We start from the raw sequence: 423 nt of genomic DNA on the forward strand, positions 1-423 counted from the left end.
CAGCGATTGTCTATCCAACGGACAACCTACAAAGACTGGGGCAACAATTTAATTTTACCAGAAAGAGTTCTTGTATCCAAAGGCTCGGAGTCTTTAAAACCTCGTATTGAATACAAGCGTTATGATAGCTATGGTAACCCATTGGAGGTTAAAAAAACTGATGGTGCTTCTATCGTATATTTATGGGGGTATAGTGGTCAGTATCCTATAGCGAAAATTGAAAATGCAACCTATCAAGAAGTAGCCACAGCATTAAATACTTCGATTACAGGACTAAATGCGTATACCGAAGCAAATTTAGGAGCCATAAATAGTTTACGAGGTAAGTTATTAAATGCACAAGTAACGACTTACACATATGACCCTTTGGTGGGTATAAGTACCATTACAGATACAAGGGGAGTTAAAACCAGTTATGAATAC

The 423-nt window shown here is 37.6% G+C and carries 1 pseudogene; it reads left to right on the forward strand.

The annotated features are described in order from the left end of the window. Nucleotides 1–423: pseudogene (locus tag JMA43_RS13975) on the forward strand (RHS repeat domain-containing protein); the annotation flags it as partial.

This window comes from Joostella sp. CR20, assembly GCF_038433465.1.
Taxonomy (GTDB): domain Bacteria; phylum Bacteroidota; class Bacteroidia; order Flavobacteriales; family Flavobacteriaceae; genus Galbibacter.